Source organism: Kitasatospora sp. NPDC001261 (assembly GCF_042896795.1).
In the GTDB taxonomy this organism is placed as follows: Bacteria; Actinomycetota; Actinomycetes; order Streptomycetales; family Streptomycetaceae; genus Kitasatospora.
This window is the reverse complement of the sequence record NZ_JBIAXP010000013.1, coordinates 185,313-204,941: the sequence shown is the minus strand read 5'-3', so window position 1 is coordinate 204,941 and position 19,629 is coordinate 185,313. Positions and strand designations below refer to the sequence as shown.

The 19,629-nt window shown below is 74.1% G+C and carries 19 protein-coding genes; 11 read left to right on the top strand and 8 right to left on the bottom strand.

Annotated elements, in window-relative coordinates:
- The first annotated feature begins 172 nt into the window (after nt 1-172).
- The 5 genes from ACFY4B_RS19365 (at nt 173) to ACFY4B_RS19345 (ending at nt 3,642) form a co-directional block, all read left to right on the top strand.
- On the top strand, nt 173-610 hold the full coding sequence (locus ACFY4B_RS19365) for a hypothetical protein (RefSeq protein ID WP_049657959.1): 438 nt from the start codon (nt 173-175) through the stop codon (nt 608-610).
- Between the two features lie 4 nt (nt 611-614).
- On the top strand, nt 615-1,007 hold the full coding sequence (locus ACFY4B_RS19360; RefSeq protein WP_387969195.1) for a hypothetical protein: 393 nt from the start codon (nt 615-617) through the stop codon (nt 1,005-1,007).
- Nucleotides 1,008-1,075: 68 nt separating this feature from the next.
- Nucleotides 1,076-2,335 (top strand): S1 family peptidase, encoded by a 1,260-nt coding sequence (locus ACFY4B_RS19355; RefSeq protein WP_387969193.1) that lies wholly within the window; start codon nt 1,076-1,078, stop codon nt 2,333-2,335.
- A gap of 223 nt (nt 2,336-2,558) precedes the next feature.
- Complete coding sequence (locus ACFY4B_RS19350; protein WP_082346111.1) at nt 2,559-3,542, top strand: helix-turn-helix transcriptional regulator; 984 nt, start codon at nt 2,559-2,561, stop codon at nt 3,540-3,542.
- The gene (locus tag ACFY4B_RS19345) at nt 3,505-3,642 is read left to right on the top strand and encodes a DUF397 domain-containing protein (protein WP_387969190.1); all 138 of its coding nucleotides are present in this window, start codon (nt 3,505-3,507) and stop codon (nt 3,640-3,642) included. The genes ACFY4B_RS19350 and ACFY4B_RS19345 overlap by 38 nt, the downstream gene beginning before the upstream one ends.
- 64 nt (nt 3,643-3,706) lie before the next feature.
- Here the strand turns inward: ACFY4B_RS19345 and ACFY4B_RS19340 are convergent, their stop codons facing one another.
- From ACFY4B_RS19340 to ACFY4B_RS19330, 3 genes are all read right to left on the bottom strand, one after another.
- Entirely contained in the window at nt 3,707-3,934 is a 228-nt protein-coding gene (locus ACFY4B_RS19340) for a holin (protein ID WP_049657972.1), read from the bottom strand.
- 287 nt (nt 3,935-4,221) lie between these two features.
- Nucleotides 4,222-5,247 (bottom strand): questin oxidase family protein, encoded by a 1,026-nt coding sequence (locus ACFY4B_RS19335; protein ID WP_117485183.1) that lies wholly within the window; start codon nt 5,245-5,247, stop codon nt 4,222-4,224.
- A 132-nt stretch (nt 5,248-5,379) separates the two neighbouring features.
- Nucleotides 5,380-6,279, bottom strand: a complete 900-nt coding sequence (locus ACFY4B_RS19330; RefSeq protein ID WP_387969186.1) for a DUF1963 domain-containing protein — start codon at nt 6,277-6,279, stop codon at nt 5,380-5,382.
- Nucleotides 6,280-6,606: 327 nt separating this feature from the next.
- Here ACFY4B_RS19330 and ACFY4B_RS19325 point away from each other — a divergent pair, with 327 nt between their 5' ends.
- Complete coding sequence (locus tag ACFY4B_RS19325; protein ID WP_387969183.1) at nt 6,607-8,202, top strand: alpha/beta fold hydrolase; 1,596 nt, start codon at nt 6,607-6,609, stop codon at nt 8,200-8,202.
- 212 nt (nt 8,203-8,414) lie between these two features.
- Nucleotides 8,415-9,179 carry a hypothetical protein gene (locus tag ACFY4B_RS19320; RefSeq protein WP_387969181.1) on the top strand — a complete coding sequence of 255 codons (765 nt, stop codon included), beginning with the start codon at nt 8,415-8,417 and terminating at the stop codon, nt 9,177-9,179.
- 293 nt (nt 9,180-9,472) lie between these two features.
- Here the strand turns inward: ACFY4B_RS19320 and ACFY4B_RS19315 are convergent, their stop codons facing one another.
- Nucleotides 9,473-9,994, bottom strand: coding sequence for a cupin domain-containing protein (locus ACFY4B_RS19315; protein WP_387969178.1), 522 nt, complete (start codon nt 9,992-9,994; stop codon nt 9,473-9,475).
- Nucleotides 9,995-10,121: 127 nt separating this feature from the next.
- Entirely contained in the window at nt 10,122-10,586 is a 465-nt protein-coding gene (locus tag ACFY4B_RS19310) for a MarR family winged helix-turn-helix transcriptional regulator (protein WP_387969176.1), read from the bottom strand.
- A gap of 125 nt (nt 10,587-10,711) precedes the next feature.
- Here ACFY4B_RS19310 and ACFY4B_RS19305 point away from each other — a divergent pair, with 125 nt between their 5' ends.
- A complete protein-coding gene (locus ACFY4B_RS19305) occupies nt 10,712-12,214 on the top strand; it encodes an alpha/beta hydrolase (RefSeq protein WP_387969173.1) in 1,503 nt (500 codons plus the stop codon).
- Here the strand turns inward: ACFY4B_RS19305 and ACFY4B_RS19300 are convergent.
- Complete coding sequence (locus tag ACFY4B_RS19300; protein ID WP_387969170.1) at nt 12,169-13,371, bottom strand: helix-turn-helix domain-containing protein; 1,203 nt, start codon at nt 13,369-13,371, stop codon at nt 12,169-12,171. The genes ACFY4B_RS19305 and ACFY4B_RS19300 overlap by 46 nt on opposite strands.
- Nucleotides 13,372-13,461: 90 nt before the next feature.
- On the opposite strand from ACFY4B_RS19300, the gene ACFY4B_RS19295 reads away from it, so the two are divergent.
- Both ACFY4B_RS19295 and ACFY4B_RS19290 read left to right on the top strand, forming a co-directional pair.
- A complete protein-coding gene (locus ACFY4B_RS19295) occupies nt 13,462-13,623 on the top strand; it encodes a hypothetical protein (protein WP_387969167.1) in 162 nt (53 codons plus the stop codon).
- 100 nt (nt 13,624-13,723) lie between these two features.
- A complete protein-coding gene (locus ACFY4B_RS19290) occupies nt 13,724-14,302 on the top strand; it encodes a DUF6368 family protein (protein WP_387969164.1) in 579 nt (192 codons plus the stop codon).
- 175 nt (nt 14,303-14,477) lie between these two features.
- On the opposite strand, the gene ACFY4B_RS19285 is transcribed toward ACFY4B_RS19290, so the two are convergent.
- Complete coding sequence (locus tag ACFY4B_RS19285; protein WP_387969161.1) at nt 14,478-15,359, bottom strand: LysR family transcriptional regulator; 882 nt, start codon at nt 15,357-15,359, stop codon at nt 14,478-14,480.
- Nucleotides 15,360-15,430: 71 nt separating this feature from the next.
- Here ACFY4B_RS19285 and ACFY4B_RS19280 point away from each other — a divergent pair, with 71 nt between their 5' ends.
- Nucleotides 15,431-16,234 (top strand): NAD(P)-dependent oxidoreductase, encoded by an 804-nt coding sequence (locus ACFY4B_RS19280; RefSeq protein WP_387969158.1) that lies wholly within the window; start codon nt 15,431-15,433, stop codon nt 16,232-16,234.
- A gap of 90 nt (nt 16,235-16,324) precedes the next feature.
- On the opposite strand, the gene ACFY4B_RS19275 is transcribed toward ACFY4B_RS19280, so the two are convergent.
- Complete coding sequence (locus ACFY4B_RS19275; protein ID WP_387969155.1) at nt 16,325-19,615, bottom strand: ALF repeat-containing protein; 3,291 nt, start codon at nt 19,613-19,615, stop codon at nt 16,325-16,327.
- Nucleotides 19,616-19,629: the final 14 nt, after the last annotated feature.

Sequence of the window (19,629 nt, the reverse complement as noted above, 5' to 3'; positions counted from 1 at the left end):
TCATCGGTTGTCTACCCGGGGCGCCGGGCGGGGTGTCCGCGGCCGTGGTGACCAGGGTGTCGACAGGACGTTGACCGCTTGTCTGCGGGAGTCCACGAGCGTGTTCCTGGTCCGGTCACGGACTCGGCGGCCGCCAGGTGGCACCGCCGGCAGACGACCCAGGAGGACTCGCATGTCCCGCATTCCCCATCGCACCCGTGCCGCCGCCGTCGCGGCCCTGGTGACGGCCGTCGCGCTGCCCCTCGCGGGTACGGCCACCGCCTCGGCGGCGGTGCCCGCCGGTGTCCGGAGCGTCCAGGGCGCGCCGAACTCGACGCTGGCGGCGGACGCGCCCACGACCTGGGCCGAGAAGAACGGCGGCTACGTCCAGATCAACTGGACCCCGCCGAACAACGTCGGCAAGTACGACTGGATCGGCCTCTACAAGCGCGACCCGAACGCCATCGGCATCGACAACTACGAGACCTGGCAGTGGGCCTACAACCACGGCACCTCGTACCTGACCAGCGTCCCGGCGGTCAGCGGCGACTACTGGACGGCCTACATCTCCTACGACTACGCCTCCAGCCAGTACCGCATCATCGAGTCCCACCGCTCCCACATCGACTGAGCCGGTGGCCCTGTCGACGAAGGCGGCGGCGCTGGCCCTCGCCCTGCTGGGCGCGCTGCCCGCCCAGGGCGCCGCGGCGGCCCAGTCCGCGCCGGGCACCTGGGCCGCCGCCGTCCACGTGAAGGAGACCCAGGTCGTCACGATCGGCTGGAACTACAACGGCAACCCGGTCGGGAAGTACGACTGGGTCGGGCTGTACAACTACGACCCGGACAAGTGCGGCGTGAACTCCTACGTCTCGGGCGCCTGGCAGTGGGCCTCGTACGGCACCTCGTACACCTTCACCCGGGAGCTCACCGACTCGCTGGTCGGCGCGTACTGGACCGGCTACGTCTCCTACGACTACGCCTCCGGCCAGTACCGGCTGATGTCCTCGCAGATGAACATCCTCGCCTGAGCGGTGGCCCGGCGCCCGCTCGCTCCCCTCTCACCTCAACACGTTCGATCCGCACGAAGGAGAAGACCATGAAGGTCTCCAGGAAGACCCTCGCCAGGGCCGGAGCCGCGCTCCTGCTCGCCGGGGTGACCCTGGCACCGGCCACGGCCCAGAGCCCGGCCGTGGCCTCGGCCACCGGAACCGTCGCCTTGACGCCCCCGGCCGCCCCGGGCGGCGCCGCCCACGCGCTGGCGCAGCAACTCGGGCTCCCCGAGCAGCAGGTGGCGCAGCGCCTCGCCGCGGAGGGCGGGCTGTCGAAGACCGCCCGGGCGTTCCGCGACAGCCAGGGCGCCAGGGCCGCGGGCGTGTGGCTCGACGTGATGGACGGCGAGGTCCACGCCAACGTGCTGGACGACGAGGGGGAGCGCGCGGCCCGGGCCGCCGGCATCATCCCGCAGCGCGCCGCCTACACCACCGCCGAACTCCGGGAGGTGCACGAGCGGCTCGACGCGGCCGCGGAGAAGAAGCTGACGCCGGGCGACAGCTCCTGGTCCCTGGACAGCCGGACCAACCGTGTCGTGCTGGACGTGCCGGCCGGCACGGACGCCGAGGCGATGCTGCGGACGGCCGGCATCACCGACGCCGACCGTGCGAAGGTCAGCGTCACCACCCACCAGGGGACCGCCTACGCCCGGACCGGCCTGGTCGGGGGCGACGGCCTGCGGGACGAGAACAACACCGGCACCTGCTCGGCCGGAATCATGATCAAACAGGCCGGTGTGACCTACCTGGTGACCGCCGGCCACTGCTGGCTGGGGCAGTCGAACCCGGCGGTCCGGCGCGACGACAGCTGGCCGGACAACCAGGGCAACACCCGGATCGGCCACATCGCCGACCGGCAGTTCCCCGCCTCGGACTACGCGCTGATCGCGATGGACAACCCGCGGGGCTGGACCCCCGGCGGGAGCGCGGTCAAGACGTCCAGCGGCTACAACGTCTACAACGACTACATCCGCAGCGCGGACAACCAGATCGTCGATGGCGGGACCATCTGCGCCTCGGGCGTGGCGAGCGGCTGGAGGTGCGGCACATTCGTCGACGGCATCTCCACCTACACCACAACGATAGGCAACGAGACCTATACCTCGACCCGCCAGGTCAAGGTCGCCGGAATGCAGTCGGATTACGGTGACAGCGGAGGTGCGGCCCTCTACGGCACCAGCGCCGTCGGCACCGTGACGGGCGGCTCGACCCCCGGCAGCGCGCCGAGGCCCTACACCTACATCCAGCCGCTCTCCACGATCGCGCGCGATCTCGGCGCCATCTCCACGGTCGACTGGCACCAGTGACCGCCCCACGGCACAGGTGAGGAACGCGAGCACCCTCGGTGCGGGAAGCCGGCCCGGCCGGCTTCCCGCACCCGCCTGTCGGGAACCGGGCCTGTCCCGTCCGAACAGCGGTCGGCGGCAAGGGCGCACGCCGGGGGCGCGCGCCATGACGCTGTGCAAGCAAAAGACCGCATTCCGGTAACAACCCGGAGGATGCCGGGACTACGGTGACGATCACACCGGAGTGCGGAACCCGCAGTACCTGAGGGGATTTGGGATGCCACATCGGCGTCTGGAGAACGGTCTCACGTCGAGCCCGGCGGTGATGTTCGGCGAAGCACTCCGCTTCGCGCGCGATTTGGCGGGCTACACGCAGGAAGGGCTGGGCAAACTCCTGCACTGCCACCGAACGGTGATCACCCGGTACGAGAGCGGCAAGCGCTCGATGCCGAGGGACACCGTCGAACGAGCCGACGAGCTGCTCGGCATGAGGGGCCTGCTGGTGAGGCTCTGGGAGCGGGTGGACTGGCATGCGGACATCGAGCACCCCGACTGGTTCCAGAAGTACGTCGAGCTGGAAGCGGAGGCCGTGGCCGCCCGGGTGCTCCAGTACATGCGGATCAACGGGCTGCTTCAGTGCGAGGAGTACGCCTACGAGATGTTTCGCCTCGGCGATGCCCGGAACAACCCGGAGTGGCTGGCCGAGCGGGTGGAGGCTCGGCTGAGTCGGCAGGACCGCTACCTGGTCGACAACGGGCCGTCAATGATCGTCGTCCTCCATGAGAGCGCGATCCGGAGCGTCATCGGTGGACCGGGCACCATGAGAAGGCAGATGGAGCACCTCCTCTCCGTCGGGGAACGGTCCAACATTCTGATCCAGGTAGCGCCGTTCTCCTGCAGGACGCGGAAGCTGCCGACCACATCGGTGGTGCTGCTGGAGCTGCCCGACGGGAAGGAGTGGGTCTACTCGGAGAGCCTGTACCGAGGGCACTTCAGCGACGCCCCTTCGATCGTGCAGGAGGCCCGCCGGGACTTCGACCTTGTCCGCGGGTCTGTACTCTCGGTCGACGACTCCCATGCCTTCATGACCGAAGTAACGGAGGAATACCGGTATGCGGAACGCCGAGCTGAGCGGGGCGCAGTGGTGCAAGAGCAGCTACAGCGGGGACAACGCGGGCGAGTGCATCGAGGTGGCCCCCGGATTTCCCGGTCTCGTCCCTGTGCGTGACTCCAAGGACCCCCACGGCCCGGCCCTCCTCTTCCCGGCCGCTGCCTGGGACTCCTTCATCACCGCGATCCGGGGGGACGAGTTCCCGGCCGAGAGCTGACCGGACATCAACGACAGGGGGCGGGGCGCCCGATAGCGCCCCGCCCCCTGCTATGCCGGGCCGGCTACTCGCGGTTGCTGCGGCCCAGCAGGGCGGCCGAGTCCGGGTCGCCGATGCGGGTGGCCACCGCGCCCTTGAGCACGGTCAGGGCCGCGGGCAGCGCCGCGACCGCCGCCGCCTTGAGCGAGCCGATCGATGTGAGGTCGAACTTGTCGGCCAGCAGCAGGCCGAGGAACGCCACGGCGTACGTGGCGACGGTGCGCTCGACCAGGTCGACGATGAGCTTCCGCATGGTCAGGACTCCTTCGCGGTGAAGGTGGTGGGGTGCGCGGTTGCGGAGCACCCGGTGGCGGCGCCGTTCTTCGGAGGGCATGCCGTCCTGCGGGACTGCGGTGGGGTGCCGGACGCCCCGGGGCGGGGCCGTCGGAGCCGTCGGGGTCGGAGGGGGTCGACGGGGCCGGAGGGTCGGAGGGCATGCGCCATCGGGGAGTTGCCGCCCCGGTGTACACGTTCAAGCCGCCGGATCCGACGACGCGCCCCGGTACCGATTTCCTTTCCGCGTCCGGCCCCGCGCCCGCCTCACCCCAGCGGGGCGCTCAGCTCCATCGCGCGCAGCGCCGCCGCCAGGGCGGGGGCGTCGCCGACGTCGAGGGCGGTGTCCGCCAGCTTGATCACGTGCTCGTCGCCGTGCGCCAGGGCCCGTTCGAAGACCTCCTCGGGGGTGAGGGTGCCCGGCGGAGTGCAGGCCGCCGGCTCGGTCGGCGCGTACATCGCGGTGACCGCCGCCGACGCCGTCCAGGCCGCCCGCAGGCCGGCCGGCCACAGGTCCGGCGGGAGCGCGGGCAGGGCGCGCAGCACGGCGTTGGGCGCGGTGGCGGCGTGGACGAGCATGGTCTCCTCGCCGTGCCCGTAGGCGGCGTAGCGGTGGGTCGCCGCCCGGACCAGTTCCGCGAGGCGGTCGGCCGCCTCCTGCGGCCGCGTGACCCCGACCGCCCACGCCGGCAGGGCGGTGACGCGGTCGAGCCGGGCGGGGAAGCCGCCGTCCTGGAGGGCGATGGGCGGCACCGCGTCGAGGGCGGCTGCCGCGCCGGACAGCACGCCGGGCAGCGTGGCGAGGGCGGCGACGGGCCGGTGGCGGGCGGCCCAGTAGCCGAGGCCGTGGGCGAGTTCGGCCAGCCGGGGCCCGGTGGCCTCGCCGCCGGACAGCAGGGTGCGCACGGCGTGCCCCACCCGGATCACCGGGTGTGTCGAGCCGCCGTACAGGCCGGGCAGCAGCCGGGGCCACCAGCGGGCGAGCACCTCGCGCCAGGGGTGGTCGGCGAGTTGGCGCTCGAAGTGGTCGATCCAGTCGGCCGCGCGGCTCGGATCGCCGAGCGCCGCACGCCAGTTGGCGGCCGTGACCGGCTCGACGCGCGGCGGGAAGTCCTCCAGCTTGCGCGCGTACTGGTCGAGCCAGCGGTGCACGGACCGTGCCTGTCCGTGGGCGGCGAGGGCCTCGACGGCCATCGGCGCGTGGTTGGTGAGCCGTCCGAGCCGCTCGGGCCCGGAGGCGTGCAGTCGTTGGAGCGCCTCGTCCAGAATGCCTGTCGTGTCCGTCGTATCCACGGCAAGGACCGTAGGCGGGACGCCACCGACGGCGTAACGGGCCGGAGACCTAGGCCCGGCGAAGGGCTCCGGCCTGCCCGTCCGGTCCGGCGGGCGCTGAGGCCCGCCGGGGGACGGACGGGCGGCGGCGCCTCAGGAGCAGTCCCAGTGGTGGTCCACCGGGCGGTCCGGGCAGGACCGGCACTCGAAGACGTACACCCCGCCCGCGTCCCCGATCATCAGCCCGGCGGGGCTGTGCGCCCCGCGGCCGCCGTCGGCGTCCCGGCGCTCCTCGCCGGTCTCGTCGTCCCGGTCCTCCAGCGGGAGCCAGGTGCGGTACGACTGACCGTCGTACTCCCAGCTGCTCACCGTCAGGAGGTGCTCCATCGTCCGCCCGCAGGTCGGGCAGTCCGGCCAGCAGGGCTCCTGGGTCCAGCCCGGGTACCCTCCGAGCTTGATCCCCGGCGCCTCGGCCAGGTGGTAGCCGTACCGCAGGCCGGTGCGGGCCCGCAGTTCCTCCATCCGCACGCTCAGTTCCGGGCCCAGGTCCTCCGGCATGTCCCAGCTCGGGTAGTCGACCACCGGCTCGGGGTGCAGGACGCACGGTGCCGGGATGCTGTCCTTCGGCGCGGTGCCCACGGTCGGCGGCACGGCGGCGAGGGCCGGGCCGACCTCCTCGGAGCTCCGCCAGCGCACCAGGGGCGTCGCGGTCGGGCAGCGGCCGATGATGAACGGGCACCAGAGCACCTGGAGCAGGTCCGTCCCGGCGGGGAAGGCGAGTTGGGGCACGTCCCGGCGGTGGATCTGGACGACGGGGACCAGCGGCACCGGCCCCTCCGCGGCGGGCCCGCCCCACTCCCCCGGGTGGCTGGTGCTCGGGCACAGCGGCCACGGCTCGTCGGCGGGCCACAGCGGCGGCCCGCCGACCGAGCTCTCGGCCGCGGACGGGCTGCCGGCGCGCGGGTGGAGGCGTACGGCGTCGCGGCGCAGCGGCACCAGTTCGGGGAACAGCTGCTCCAAGTCCACGGCGCGCTTCGGGGTGGTGCGGGTCATCGTCGTCTCCATCGGGCGGTGCTCGGGCGGGCACCGCGTACCCGCCGACGGCATCACCGTAGGACACGCCACCGACAGCGGCCTCGCCCGCCGTCCGGCCCGCCCGGCGACGGCGGGCCGGACGGGAGCACCTCCAACTCGGGCGGGCGGGGATGTCAATGCCGTGGACACCGACCATCCGGTCCCCGGCGTCCGTTTTTTGACGTACCGTCAGCTCGCACAGGTGCAGGTGTCCTCCGTAGACACGGCCGCCGGTACCGCGATCGTCGTCACGACCCCTGCCTTCGCCACGGCCCGCGCCGGGCCCCGCACCGCCGAGGAGACGTCATGAGCGAACCACGCCCCCGCACCGCCGAGCCACACCGCACCGAACCAGGCCCCGCCGGGCCGCGCGCCCGGCGCCGCACCCTCGCGGCCGGTCTCGCCCTCGCCGCCCTGACCACGGCCGCCGCGACCGTCCCCGCCCAGGCCGCCACCACCCAGGCGCTCGACCGCTACTACCAGCAGCGCCCCGACTGGCACAGCTGCGTCCAGGGCCCGGACGACCAGGTGGGCACCGACCTGGAGAAGGCCGGCGCCCGCTGCGCGGAGGTCACCGTGCCGCTCGACTACGGCGACCCCGGCGGACGCACCGTCACCCTCGCGCTCTCCCGGATCAAGGCCACCGACACCCGCCACCGGATCGGCACGCTGCTGCTGAACGACGGCGGCCCCGGCAGTCCGACGCTCGGCGCACCGACGAGGGTGCACGCCGCGTTGAAGGACACCGCCGCCCGCTTCGACATCGTCGGGCTGGACCAGCGTTTCGCCGGCCGCAGCGCCCCCCTCGACTGCGACTGGCCGATCGGCTACAACATCACCTCCGCCGGGACCACCCGGGCCTCCTTCGAGCGCCAGGTCGCCTTCCAGCGGGACCTCGCGGCCCGGTGCCGTTCGGCGGCCGGGGACCTGCTGCCGCACGCGAGCACCCGCGACGCGGCCCGGGACATGGACGTGGTGCGGGGCGCGCTCGGCGAGCGGCGGATCTCCTACCTCGGCCTCTCGTACGGCACCTACCTGGGCACGGTGTACTCCCAGATGTTCCCCGGCCGCTTCGACCGGGTGGTCCTGGACGGCGCGCTGGCCCCGGACCACGTCGGGCCGGAGCTGCTCCCCAACATGGTGCGGGCGAACGAGCGGGCGTTCGCCGACTGGGCGGACTGGGCGGCGCGGCGCAACGACACCTACGGGCTGGGCCGCACCCGCGAGGAGGTGGTCGCCGGGGTGCTGCGGACGGTCGGGGCGGCCTCGGCGCGCCCGCTCGTCCTCGGCACCGGCGCGGACGCCTTCGAGCTCGACGACACCCGGGTGCCGCTGCTGGTGTTCGGGAACCTCCAGGGCGACTCCGACCCGGAACGGGCGGGCCTCGCCGAGCTGATGGCGGTGCTCGCCGAGGCCGCGGCGGGCCGGCCGGTCACCCCCTCGGCCGAGACCACCGCCCTGCTGCGCTTCCTGTTCACCCCGCAGGGCTCGCAGGCCGGCAGCGTCTCCCAGGCCATCCTGTGCGCGGACGGTACGGCGCCGCGCGATCCCGAGGAGTACTGGCGCCGGATCGAACGCGACCGCGCCCGGTACCCGCTGTCCGGCCCGCTGCTCGACAACATCTCCCCGTGCGCCTTCCTGGACGCCCCGCGCGAGGCGCCCACCGAGGTGCGCCGCGACGCCCGGGCGCTGATCCTCTCCGCCACCGGCGACCCGCGCGCCCCCTACCGGGACGGCGTCGCGCTGCACGGGCTGCTGCCCAGCTCCCGGCTGCTGACCCTGCGGGGCGCCGACCAGCACGGGCTGTACGGGACGTACGGCAACGCGTGCGTGGACGACACGGTCAACGCCTACCTGGCGGGCGGGCGCCTGCCGGAGGCCGACGTGACCTGCACCAAGTAGCGGCAGCGTCCCGCCGCCGTCCGAACGCGGTCCGGGCGGCGGCGGACGGCGTGCGGTCGCGTTCGCGTTCGCGCTCGTGCCCGTACCCGTGCTCGCGCTCGGCAACGGCTCGGGCACGCTGGGGAGTTGAGTACGGGGGCGGATTGCGGGCCGCGGCGCGGGCGGGCCAGGGTGTGGGCGCGGACGCGCGCGACCCGAGAGGATCCCTGCCGGTGAAGAAGCTGCTGAAGGACGTGGCGACGAGCCTCGTGTACCTCGTCGTCATGCTGGTGAACCCGCTCCTCAACGGCGTGCAGTCGCTGCGGGCGCACCACTGGCCGACCGAGCGGCGCAAGCTCAGGCTGATCGGTTCACCGACGGCACGGGCGGCCCGGGCGGCGGAGCGGGAGCGGATCCGGGCGCTGGTCGAGGCGCTGGGGGCGGTGGAGGGGGTCGAGCACCTGCTGACCCAGGTGCTGGACCAGTCCACCCGCCCGTCCTCCTACGGCCTGGACCACCCCCGGGACACCCTGCTGGTCTGCCGCATCCACGCCCGCGCCTACTTCGTCGTCCGGGAGGACGTCCTCGACGTCCTGCGGCGGATCGAGGCGGCGAACGTGGCCGAGTGGCAGGCCAACGGGCAGGGGCCGGACCCGCACGGGAGCCTGGAGCACGCGCTGCGCTGGTACCGCGACGGCGGCGTCGACGCCAACGGCTGGCGGATGGACCCCCCTTGCCTGTCCAGCCCCGGTGCGAAGCTGACCTGGGACCGGCCCGGCATCCCGCCCCGGGACCCGATCCCGGCGGGCCCGTACCCCGACCGGCTCTTCGTGCTGGAGCAGACCCCGCCGGACGCGGACGCGGCACGGCTGCTGGACGAGGCCCGTGCGGACGGGCGGGGCGTGGTCCTGGAGCTGGCCTTCGGCGCGGACTGGGTCGACCACTGCCAGTACCACAAGGTGGCGCGCGGCGGCTTCGCGGGGCGCGGGCGGCTCTGAGCGGGGGGTGCCCGGTGGGGCCGGGGCGCCCGGACGGCCTCTCCGGGCCCGTCCGGGCGCCCTCACCCGCTCACCGGCTCACCCGTTCAGCCGCGTTTCAGCACTGGGGGCGGCGGCCGTGGTTGGCCCCGTGCTTGGCCCTGGCCTTCTTCTTGCGGCGGCGCTTCGACGACATGGCCACTCCTCTCGCAGCCGGGACTTCCGGTCTTCCACCGTTCCACACCCGGGCGGCCCCGGCCCGTCGAGCGCCCCGGCCCGTCGAGGACCCGGCCCGTCGAGCGGCCCCGCGGGTCTCAGGCGCCGTCGCCCGCCAGGGCCGCGCGCCAGGCGGGGCTGTCGACGTAGTGGTTGTCGAAGCGCTCGGACGAGGCCGCGATCGCCCCCGGCGCGGTCTCGCCGCGCATGACGCTGCCCAGCAGGCGCAGGTAGTCGAAGCGGTCCATGCCGGGCGCGAACACGCACAGCACGTCGGCCTCGGAGCCCGGGGCGGCGGCGAAGGCGTGCGGGGTGTGCGGGGGCACGGCCAGGAAGTCGCCCGCGCCCAGCACGGTGACCTCCTCGCCGACCAGCACCCGCAGCGAGCCGCCGATCACGAAGAACAGCTCCCAGGCCCGGGTGTGGAAGTGCGCGGGCGCCCCGGGGGCGCCGGCGGCGAAGGTGGAGCGGTAGACGGTGAAGCCGCCCTCGCCCGGGGCCGAGTCGGCGAGCAGCGTCATGGTGGAGCTCGGGTCGGCGCAGATCTCGGCCTCGGCGCAGCGGGTCAGCACGGGGGCGGCGGCGGTGGCGGCGGGGGCGGTGTTCTTCGTCGTCGTCATGTGACCAACCTATGGCCGGAAAGACCCACGATCAGGTGGCAATCAGCGACCGTTTCCATGGGTCAATTTCCTCCCGCCGACCCGCCTCCCCCGCATCCTCGGCCTCCCCCGTGCCGCCCGGGCGCCGTCAGTCGGGGAGGTTCCCGTTGCCGCCCAGGTTCGCCACCATCCGGCGCAGCACGTTGATCGTGGTCACGAACTCCTCGGTGCCGATGCCCTCGTGGGCGCGTTCACTGACCGCCAGGTTGCGCTCGCGGGCGCGCAGGCGGCCGGCCTCGCCCTCCTCGGTCAGGGTGAACGCCCCGTCGGCGTCCTCGGTCAGCCAGCCGCGGGCGATCAGGTCGTCGAAGACGGCGTCGAAGGCGGTGCCCTGGTCGTCGTACGGGGCGAGCCGCTCGGCCAGGGTCGTGCGGGTCCACCCGCCGGGCCGGCCGGCGGCGTGGTTGAGCGTCCACCAGTGCGGCTGGGTGAGGCCTTCCACCGCGAGCTGCACGCGCAGGCCGTCCACCACCAGGCGGCGGAAGAGCTCGCCGGTCCACGCCCCGATGGGCTGGGCGGCGATGATCTGCGGTTCGTAGGTCTTGATCGTCATGTCCGGTGCTCCTTCACCTGTCCGTCAGGACACGACCGACCGTAGGACCTCAAGCCGCCTTGAGGTCAAGGCAGTTCCAGGACCCGGGGCCCAGCGATGGTCAACTCCCTTCTAGGGTGGCCCACATGAAGACCGCACCGGCGCTCGCCGCCGCCCTCGCCCTGTCCGCGGCCGCCGTACTCGGCGCGGCCGCCCCCGCCTCCCCCGCGTCCTCGGCCTCCCCCGCCGCCGACCCGCTGGAGCGCTTCCACCGCCAGCCGCTCGCCTGGTCCCCCTGCCAGGAACCGCAGTTGGCCGGCGCCGAGTGCACGGCCCTGACCGTCCCGCTGGACTACCGCGAGCCGCGGGGCCGCACCCTCTCCCTGGCCGTCTCCCGGATCCGCTCCGCCGACCCCGCCAAACGCCGCGGGATACTCCAGACCAACCCCGGCGGGCCCGGCGAGCGCGGGCTGGACATGCCGGCCGCGCTGCGGGAGCAGCTGGCGCCCGGGACGGCGGCGGCCTACGACCTCGTCGGCATGGACCCGCGCGGGGTCGGCGCCGGCGGCCCCAACTGCGGCCTCACCCGCGGCACCTGGCTGCGCTCGACCGGCACCGGCCAGGCCGGCTTCGAGCAGGCCTGGCGCCTGGCCAAGGCCGACGCGGACGCCTGCTGGAGCAAGTACCCGGACCTGCTGCCCCACCTGACCACCCGCAACACCGCCCGGGACGTCGACGTGCTGCGCGCCGCGCTGGGCGAGCAGCGGACCTCCTTCTTCGGGCAGTCCTACGGCGCGATGCTGGGCGCGGTGTACGCGCAGCTGTTCCCCCGGCGCGTCGACCGGCTGGTGCTGGACAGCGCCCTCGACCCGGCGCGGTACGGCATCGGGGTGTTCCAGGACATGGGCGGCGCCAACGAGCGCGCCCTGGACGACTTCGCCGCCTGGGCCGCGCCGCGCGACGCCGCCCACCACCTGGGCGCCACCCCGGCGGCGGTGCGGTCCACCGTCGAGTGCCTGGTCCGCCGGGCCGAGGCGGCGCCGATCGCCGTCGACGGCTACCGGCTCGACGGCGCCCTGCTGCCGGTCCTGCTCGCGGTCTTCCAGAGCGACGACCGCGACAGCGCCGAATACGCGGACGCGCTGCGCCAGTTGCTGGACGCCGCCGACGGCCGGCCGGTACAGGCGGGCCCGGCCCTGCACCAGCTGCTGACCATGCTCCTCGCCCCGGGCCCGGAGGCCGGCGCCGGCCTGTCGTCCACGGTCGCCATCGTGTGTGACGACGTGGCGATGCCCCGCTCGGCCGCGTGGTACCGCGACGCCGTCGAACACTCCCGCGCCACCGAGCCGGTCTTCGGCCCGGTCTACAACGGCCCCGTCCCGTGCGCCTCCTGGCGCGGCGCCCCGCTGGAGCCGCCGGTCGAGGTCCGCAACACCGTCCCCGCCCTCCAACTCCACGCCACCGGCGACACCCACGCCCCCTACCAGGGCGCCCTCGCCCTCCACACCCGCCTGCCCGGCTCCCGCCTGGTCACCGTCCCCGGCCGCGTCCACACCCTCACCCTCAACGGCTACAGCCCGTGCGCGAACGCGGCGGTGGACACCTACCTGTCGACGGGGGCGCTGCCAGCAGCGGACACCGTCTGCTGAGCCAAGGCCTCTCGTAGGGCCTCCAGATGGCTCTGGAGCTCCCTGGTCCAATAGTCGCCGTTGCTCCTCAGAATCACCCGTTTCCTCTCCACCATGGCTTTCTGCAGATCGAAGTCCATGTCCATGTCGCCGTGGTCCACACAGGCCTTGTGGAAACGAACGAGATGCTCGATGGGCGCAGCGATGGCCATCGCTGTAATGAGGCTCAAGCGAGCTTCGCTCTGTCTGTCCTCACGGGAGAGCCACCGGAAGAGGTCGATGGGCCTTCCCTGCCGGGCGAGTTCGTTCTCGACCGTGACGCTCTCGCGGAACCGGGACATGGAGTTGAGCTCATGGGCAAGGCGCACGATGTAGTGCACGGGGTGGCCGAGGACGAACTGCCCGATGAGGCGGTCCGCGGCATCATCCTCGTCGGCATCGCGCAGGTAGGCGATAGTGGCGCAGATGCCCGCCAGATCACCCGTGCCACCGCTCTCCCAGGCCGCCAGTTCGGCCTCTGTGGCATGGGTGATCTGGTCGAGGGCCCCGGCTTCGCGCTCGCGCAGCCTAAGCACGGCCCCCGCCTGCCGGATCTGGTCCTCCAACTGCGCGATGCGCTCCAGCGCGGTGTCCCGCTCCTCCGTCAGTGCGCGGACCTCCTCCCGACTGCGAAAGACCACGTCCTCCAGCGCGTCCTCCGCCTCCTGGCGCCGCTTGCGCTCGTCGTGGAGTTCATGCTGGAGGTCGGCCAGCTCCTGGACTGCCTCGGCGCGGTGGAGGTCGAGGTCCTCACGGGCGGCGGCGAGTTCGAACTCGCGGGCCTGCAGCGGACTGCGCACACGCGCCGCCGCGTACATCAGCGCCCGGATCTCGGCGGCCTCGGCCTGCGAGACCTCCACTCCCTCGCACTCGGCCGCCAGGCGGTGCAGCCGGGTGACGGTCTCCAGGCGGGGCACCTCCCGGCCGTTGAGGAACTTCGACAGCCGGGTCCGGTCGACACCCAGCCGTTCGGCCAGTTCCTCCGAGGTGAGGCCGGTGCGCTCCCGCAGCTCGCGCAGGCGCTCCGCGCAGCGCCGCTCCGGCTCCGCCAGCCGTTCGTCGAGCGGGGCCAGCCCCCTCCGCACGGGCACCCCGTGCCGGTCTCCGTGTTGCGCCGTCGGCAAGTTGCGCTCTCCCACCGCAAGTTCCGGTTGCGACCTGACGCAACCACCGTGCAGACCATTGTGATGGGCGCTGTACCGAGAGTCGTCCCATCCACGGAGATCCCCATGCGCCGACAGCAGCGTTCCCGTCCCCCTCGCCCGTTCCTGGAGTTCCGCGTCGGCGGCTTCCGCCTGACCCTGCAGTCCCGGCCCCGCCACCCGGCCGTGCTGCTCCTCGGCGGCCCCGCGGTCAGCGCCCTGACCGCCGTCCTCGCCGTGCGCCGCTAGGACGTCAGGACGTGTCGCGTCAACGATCACGCGTGTGCCTCCAGGACCTGGTAGAACCGGGGCTGCCCGTGGCATCGGACCACGCGCGTCTGGAGGCATCGTGTCGGGACCGGCAGTCGGGCTGTGGCTCTTCGAACCTTGCGCCTTCGGGGACGTCCTGGCCGGAGTGGTCCCGTGGTTGGAGACCTTCTGCGAGCCGGTCAGGACCGAGGCCGGTGGCGATCTGGCCTTCCGGGTGCGGGAGGCTTCGCCCTTGGGGCTGCGGCACTTTGATCCGGTCGGCGTCGGCGGCTTCGTCCTGTCGGAGGACGAGTACGTGCCGGCGGACGACGAGGACTACTCGGCCTTCCTGACGCCCCCGGTGCAGGGGCTGGTCCTGTGCGCCGACTGCTCGGGGCAGGAGAACCATCTGCTCCTTGGCCACCTCGCCCTCGCCCTGGCCCGCCGTTTCGGCGCGCTGGTCGACTTCGACGGCGTCCTCGGCTTTCCCACTCCGCGTGATGGGACGCGCGGCGACGCGGACCTCGCCAGGGCGAGGGCACTGGTGGCGTCCCTACCGGGGAAGGTGGCAGAGGTCTCCTACGACACGGGCGGCGCCAACCGCTGGTTCCGGCATGTCGGTGACGTGGAGTTCCTGGCCGCCTGGCTTCGGCATCCGGACTTCCACCTGGTCAAATAGCAGGCCCGGCCCCTCTTGGACGTCGGATCAGGTCGTGGAGTCCCGCGGCCGCAGCACCGGTGACGCGATCAGCACGCCGGCCCGGTGGCGGTCGGCCGGCACCGCCGTGCTCCGGCAGCAACGTCGCTGTTCGCGCCCAGGCCGTTGCCGGGCCGGCTCTCCCCGCCCTGTGCCGCTAACCGGCGCCCTCGCGCAGGAGGGCCGCGAAGGCCTCGGCCGCCGGGGGCACCTGCCGGCCGCGCCGCGTGACTGTGTAGACCTGGCGGACCGGGGTGTCGTCGGGGTGCAGGGGGATGAGGGCGATGCCGGGGCGGGTGACGCGGGCGGCGAGGGAGGGGATGAGGGTGGCGCCCAACCCGGCGGCCACCAGGCCGAGTTTGGCGGTCCAGGCGGCGACGGTGTACTCGATGCGGGGCTGGAAGCCGCTGCGGACGCAGGCGGCGAGGAGGGTGGACTCGGCGTGGCGGCGGGCGGCGATCCAGGGTTCGTCGGCGAGTTCGGCCAGGCGCAGGCGGCGGCGCCTGGCGAGGCGGTGGCCGCGCGGGAGGGCGACGAGCACCGGGTCGTCCATGAGCGGCCGGAAGTCGAACTGCTCGCCGGTGTCGGCGGGTTCGGTGTACGAGGCGACCAGGGCGAGGTCGATCGCGCCCTCGGCGAGCAGGTCCAGCAGGTGCGCCGCCAGTCCCTCGGTGAGGCTGATCGCCACGTCCGGGTGCGCGGCGCGGAAGGCGGTGAGGGCGGCGGGGACGAGGGCGGCGTTGGCGCTGTCGAAGGCGCCGACCCGCAGGCGTCCGGCGGTGAGTTCGGTGAGGGCGACCAGGTCACGCCGGGTGCTGTCGAGCCGTTCCAGCATCGCCTCGGCGTGCGGCAGCAGCGCCCGGCCGTGCTCGGTGAGCCGCACCCCGCGTGCCAGCCGGTCGAACAGCGGTGTGCCCAACTCGGATTCCAGGGTGGCGATCTGGCGGGAGATCGCGGACTGGGTGAAGCCCAGCCGCTCGCCGGCGGCGGTGAAGGAGCCCAGGTGGGCGACGGTGCGGAAGACGTCCAGCCAAGCCATGTCCATTCCGCATGACTACCATGCGGGACATTCGCTTGTCGCCTGGCTCGTGGCTGCCTAGCGTGGCGGCCATGGAGAAGATCGCTTTTCTGGGACTGGGCCGGATGGGCCTGCCGATGGCCCGCCGAATCGCCGCCGCCGGTTACCCGTTGACCGTCTGGAACCGCTCCCCCGGCCGCGCCGGGGACCTCACCGAGGCCGGGGCCACCGAGGCCGCCACCCCGGCGGAGGCCGTGCGCGGCGCGGACGTCGTCGTCACCATGCTGTCCGACCCGGCGGCCGTCGCCGAGCTGGCCGGACGGTTCACGGCCGACCTCGCCCCGGGCACCCTGTGGATCGACATGTCCTCGATCGGCCCGCGCGCCACCGCCGCCCTGCGCGCCGAACTGCCGGACGGCGTCGCCCTGGTGGACGCCCCGGTGATGGGCAGCACGGGCCCTGCGGCCACCGGCGACCTGACGGTCTTCGCGGGCGGCGAGGACGCCGACCTGGACCGCGCCCAGCCGGTCCTGAAGCACCTGGGCCGGGTACGGCGCTGCGGCGGCCCGGGCGCGGGCGCGGCGCTGAAGGTGGTGGTGATCGGCGCGATCGTCGCCTCCGTCACCGTCCTGGGCGAAGTCCTGGCGGTGGCCGAGGAGTTGGGCGTGCCGCAGGAGCAGGCGCGGGAGGTGCTGTCGGCCGGGCCGCTCGCGGGGGTGGCGACCCGGGCGTTCGGCACGGGGTCGGACTTCCCGGTCCGCCTGGCCGCCAAGGACCTCGCCCTGGCGGGCGGCGGCCCGGTGCTGGCGGCGGCCCGCGAGGTGCTGCTGGCGCACCCGGAGATCGCCGAGCAGGACCTGTCGGCGGTGCCGGGGGCGCTGCGGCGCGGCCGGTAGGGCGAGGGCGGACGGCGGCCGGGCATCGACCGCCGCCCGGGTGCGCGGCGACGTGCGGCGGTGGCCGGAGCCACCGCCGCACGGCCCGCGTCACCACAAGCGCTTGATGCCGCGCATGAGTTTGGACCCCGAGCGGACGACGGCCTGTGTTCCCCTGTTCACCAGATCCTTCCCGCCTACCGAGAACTTCGCGATCTTGTCGATCGGCATGAAGGGCAGGAGGCTCTTCTCCCCGAACTTGAAGAGGGAAGCCCGGAACTCCTGGCTGGTCCACCCGTACCCGTAGCCGGTCAGCACGACGCTCACCCCGCTGGCGGCCACCGACGCCACGGTGAGGCCCGCCCAGGCGACCCGCCCGTAAGGGCCCGGGATGTACTTGGCCACTCCGGCCGCAATGCTCAGGTAATTGCTGACACTGTTGGCCAGCTTGGCATACTCACGGGCCGTGGCCCTGGAGTCGTCGCCGGAGTCGATGCCCGCCGAGATCGGCCCGATCGTGTCGTAGGCCGGGTTGTCGGCGGGATTGACGTTGTTCGCGGCGTTCTGCCGGGCCTGCTCCGCCGCCCTGGCCGCTTCCGCCGCCTGCTCCTGCTCGCGCTTGCGGGCCGCGATGTTCCCGGCCTCGTTGGCGGCCTGCCCTGCCTCCTCCGAGCTCTTGCCGGCCGCCAGCGCCGAGGCCCTGGCCTCGGCCGCCGACGCGGCGGCGTTGGCCGCCGAGGCCACCGCGCTGTGGGCCGACACGGCGGCCTGGTTCGCGGAGTAGTTGGCCTGCCGGCTCGCCAGCTTCGCCGTGACGGAGGCGGTATTGGCCTGCTGGGCGGAGGCCGCCGCAGCGGTGGCGGAAGCCGCGGCCTCGGCGGCCCGGTTGCGTGCTTCGTCCGCGTAGCCCTTGGCCTGCGAGGCCGACGCCCGGGCCCGGTCGGCCCACTGGCCGGCCTCCGCGGCGGCCGAGCGGGCCTGGGCCGCGACCGTGGACGCCTCGGCCGCGTCCTGATTCGCCTGCGCCGCGATCCGGGCGGCGCTCGCGATCAGCGCGCGGACCGCCGCCACGTGGGTGGCGGTGTCCTGGTCCTTCTGGGCCGCCCGGTACTGGCTCCGCGCGACGAAGTCGCTCTGCATCGAGTCCGGCCCGGCCATCGCGACCTGTCCGAGGGCCGCCACGGTGGGGCCGCCCTTGCCCATGACGGCGAGTACGGACACCCGGTCGTCCTCGGCCTTGGCCTGCCAGTAGGTGGTGGCCAGGAATTCGGTCAGGGCCTTCGAGGAGCCGTCGTTCAGGGCGGCGTTCCCGGCGTCGGTGACCGCCTTGCCCGCGTTGTTCATCAGCTTGAGGGTCCGGATCCGGTTGTCCTCGGCCTGGACGTCGTGGATGCCCTGGGTGAGGAAGGCCTCGATCTGTGCCGGACTGTCGGCGGCCAGCGCCCGCTGCGCCGCCTCCGCCAGGCCGGGGCCGCCGAGGGTGGAGAACACCAGGGTCTTCTCCCGGTCGTCCTGCCTCAGGGCCTTCGGGTACTGCGACACGGCCCAGCCGATCACGTCCTGGTCGGTGCCGGAGAGTGCGCCCTGGGCGGCCCGGCTGGTCCACGCGCCGCTGCTGGCCATCAGGTTGACGGCGGCCCGGCGGCCGGCGGCGGCCGCCGTCGCGGTGTCGACCGCCGGGTCGGCGGCCTTGGCGACGAGCTGCCGGGTGGCCTCGTCGACCGCTGCCGCCTGGGTCATGGCGGTCTCCCGCGACCGCTCCTCCTCCTGCTCGTCCTTGCGGAGCGTCGTGGCCTCCTCGACCCCGACCTTGGCGTCGGCCTCGAGCTCCTCCTGCTCGCTCTCCCGGGCGAGCACCTCGACCTTCTGCGCCACCGCCACGGCGTCGCCCGCCACCTTCGCGGCGGCCACGGCCGCGTTGGCGTGCTCGGTGGCCTTGTTCGCCCAGTCCTGGGCGTTGCCCGCCTGGTCGGCGGCCGCGTCCGCCGCCTTCGCGGCGTTCTCCGCGTGGGTGGCGGCCCCGTTGGCGGCCGCCTGCGCGTCCTTCGCGGCCGAAGCCGCGCGGGAGGCCAGCGAGTTGGCCCGCTTGGCGGCCGCGTCGGCGGAGGCGGAGGCGCTGCGGGCGAGTGCGGCCGCCTCCGACGCCCGCCGGGACTGCGCCGTGGCCTGGCCGGCGGACACCCCGGCCGAACTCGCCGCGTCCGCGGCGTCCGCCGCGTTGCGCGCAGCGCTGGCCGCGGAGCTCGCGGAGAGCCCGGCCTGCGCGCCCGAGACGGCCGCGCTCGCGGCGGCGTCCGCGGCACTGCGGGCGCCGGCTGCCGCGTCCCGGGCGGCCTGCGCCGCGTTGCGGGCCGCCTGGGCCTGGCCGGCGTCCTGGCGGGCTGCCGAGGCGGCCTGGTAGGCACGCGTGGCGGCCTGACTCGCGGCCGCCGCGGCACTGGCCGCGCCGCGGGCCGCGTTCGCCGCCGTCCGGGCCGCGGCCACCGCCGTGTTGGAGGCCTGGATCGCGGTCCGCGCGGCGTTGGCGGCGCCTTCCGCCGCCTCGGCCGCGCGGTTCGCGGCCCGACCGGCCTTCACCAGGTCGTTCTTGGCCGCCTCGGCTTCCACGGCGGCCTTCTGCGCGGCCTCCTTGGCCAGCCGGGAGGCCTCCTGCGCGCGCTCGCCCGCCGCCTTGGCCGCGTCGGTCTCGGCCTTGGCGCGCTTGCCGGCCTCCGTCGCGGCCTCGACCAGCTGGCTGATCGTCAGAGTCTCCTGGTCACGGGCGCGGGCCAGCTCCAGCCCGCTGTCCAGGAAGTCGGTGATGTCCTCGGCCGTCCCGGTCAGGGCCCGCTGCGCGAGCCTCTGCACCTCGGGGCCGCCGGTCGCCAGGACCTTGGTGACCTGGACCCGCTGGTCCTCCTCCCGGGCCCGGGCGAGGCCCTCGCCGAGGAAGTCCGTCAACGCCTTGGCGGAACCGTCGTCGAGCGCCTTCTGCGCCGCATCCTGGACGGCGCGGCCGCCCGTGCCGATGGCGGCCAGGGCGGCCGCGCGCCGGTCCTCCTGCAGCGGCGCCCGGAAGCCGGTCAGCACGAAGTCGTGCAGCTGCGCGTCCGTGCCGTTCAGCGCCTGCTGCGCCGCGGCCCGCACGCCAGCGTCGGCGAAGGCGAGCATCTTCAGGACCGCGAGGCGCTCGTCCTCGGTGGTCGCCCGCTGCAGGCCAGCGGCCAGGAAGTCGCTGATCTGGGCATCGCCGCCGACCAGCGCGGCGGCCGCCGCGTCCTTGACCGCCGACCCGCCGGCCGCCCACGCCTCGACCACCTGGGTGCGCGCGCCCGCGGGCAGCGGCGCCGGCCCGGGATCGGCGGGGACCGCCGCCGCCACCGTCGTGCCGAAGACCGCCATGGCCAGCGACAGCGCCGTCACCGCGGTCAGCCGGG

What these genes read in the sequence shown, in the direction of transcription:
- ACFY4B_RS19365 (WP_049657959.1), top strand. Translation starts at nt 173, where the DNA reads ATGTCCCGCATTCCCCATCGCACCCGTGCCGCCGCCGTCGCGGCCCTG.
- ACFY4B_RS19355 (WP_387969193.1), top strand. Translation starts at nt 1,076, where the DNA reads ATGAAGGTCTCCAGGAAGACCCTCGCCAGGGCCGGAGCCGCGCTCCTG.
- ACFY4B_RS19340 (WP_049657972.1), bottom strand. Translation starts at nt 3,934, where the DNA reads ATGCGGAAGCTCATCGTCGACCTGGTCGAGCGCACCGTCGCCACGTAC.
- ACFY4B_RS19330 (WP_387969186.1), bottom strand. Translation starts at nt 6,279, where the DNA reads ATGACCCGCACCACCCCGAAGCGCGCCGTGGACTTGGAGCAGCTGTTC.
- ACFY4B_RS19325 (WP_387969183.1), top strand. Translation starts at nt 6,607, where the DNA reads ATGAGCGAACCACGCCCCCGCACCGCCGAGCCACACCGCACCGAACCA.
- ACFY4B_RS19315 (WP_387969178.1), bottom strand. Translation starts at nt 9,994, where the DNA reads ATGACGACGACGAAGAACACCGCCCCCGCCGCCACCGCCGCCGCCCCC.
- ACFY4B_RS19310 (WP_387969176.1), bottom strand. Translation starts at nt 10,586, where the DNA reads ATGACGATCAAGACCTACGAACCGCAGATCATCGCCGCCCAGCCCATC.
- ACFY4B_RS19305 (WP_387969173.1), top strand. Translation starts at nt 10,712, where the DNA reads ATGAAGACCGCACCGGCGCTCGCCGCCGCCCTCGCCCTGTCCGCGGCC.
- ACFY4B_RS19295 (WP_387969167.1), top strand. Translation starts at nt 13,462, where the DNA reads ATGCGCCGACAGCAGCGTTCCCGTCCCCCTCGCCCGTTCCTGGAGTTC.
- ACFY4B_RS19285 (WP_387969161.1), bottom strand. Translation starts at nt 15,359, where the DNA reads ATGGCTTGGCTGGACGTCTTCCGCACCGTCGCCCACCTGGGCTCCTTC.
- ACFY4B_RS19280 (WP_387969158.1), top strand. Translation starts at nt 15,431, where the DNA reads ATGGAGAAGATCGCTTTTCTGGGACTGGGCCGGATGGGCCTGCCGATG.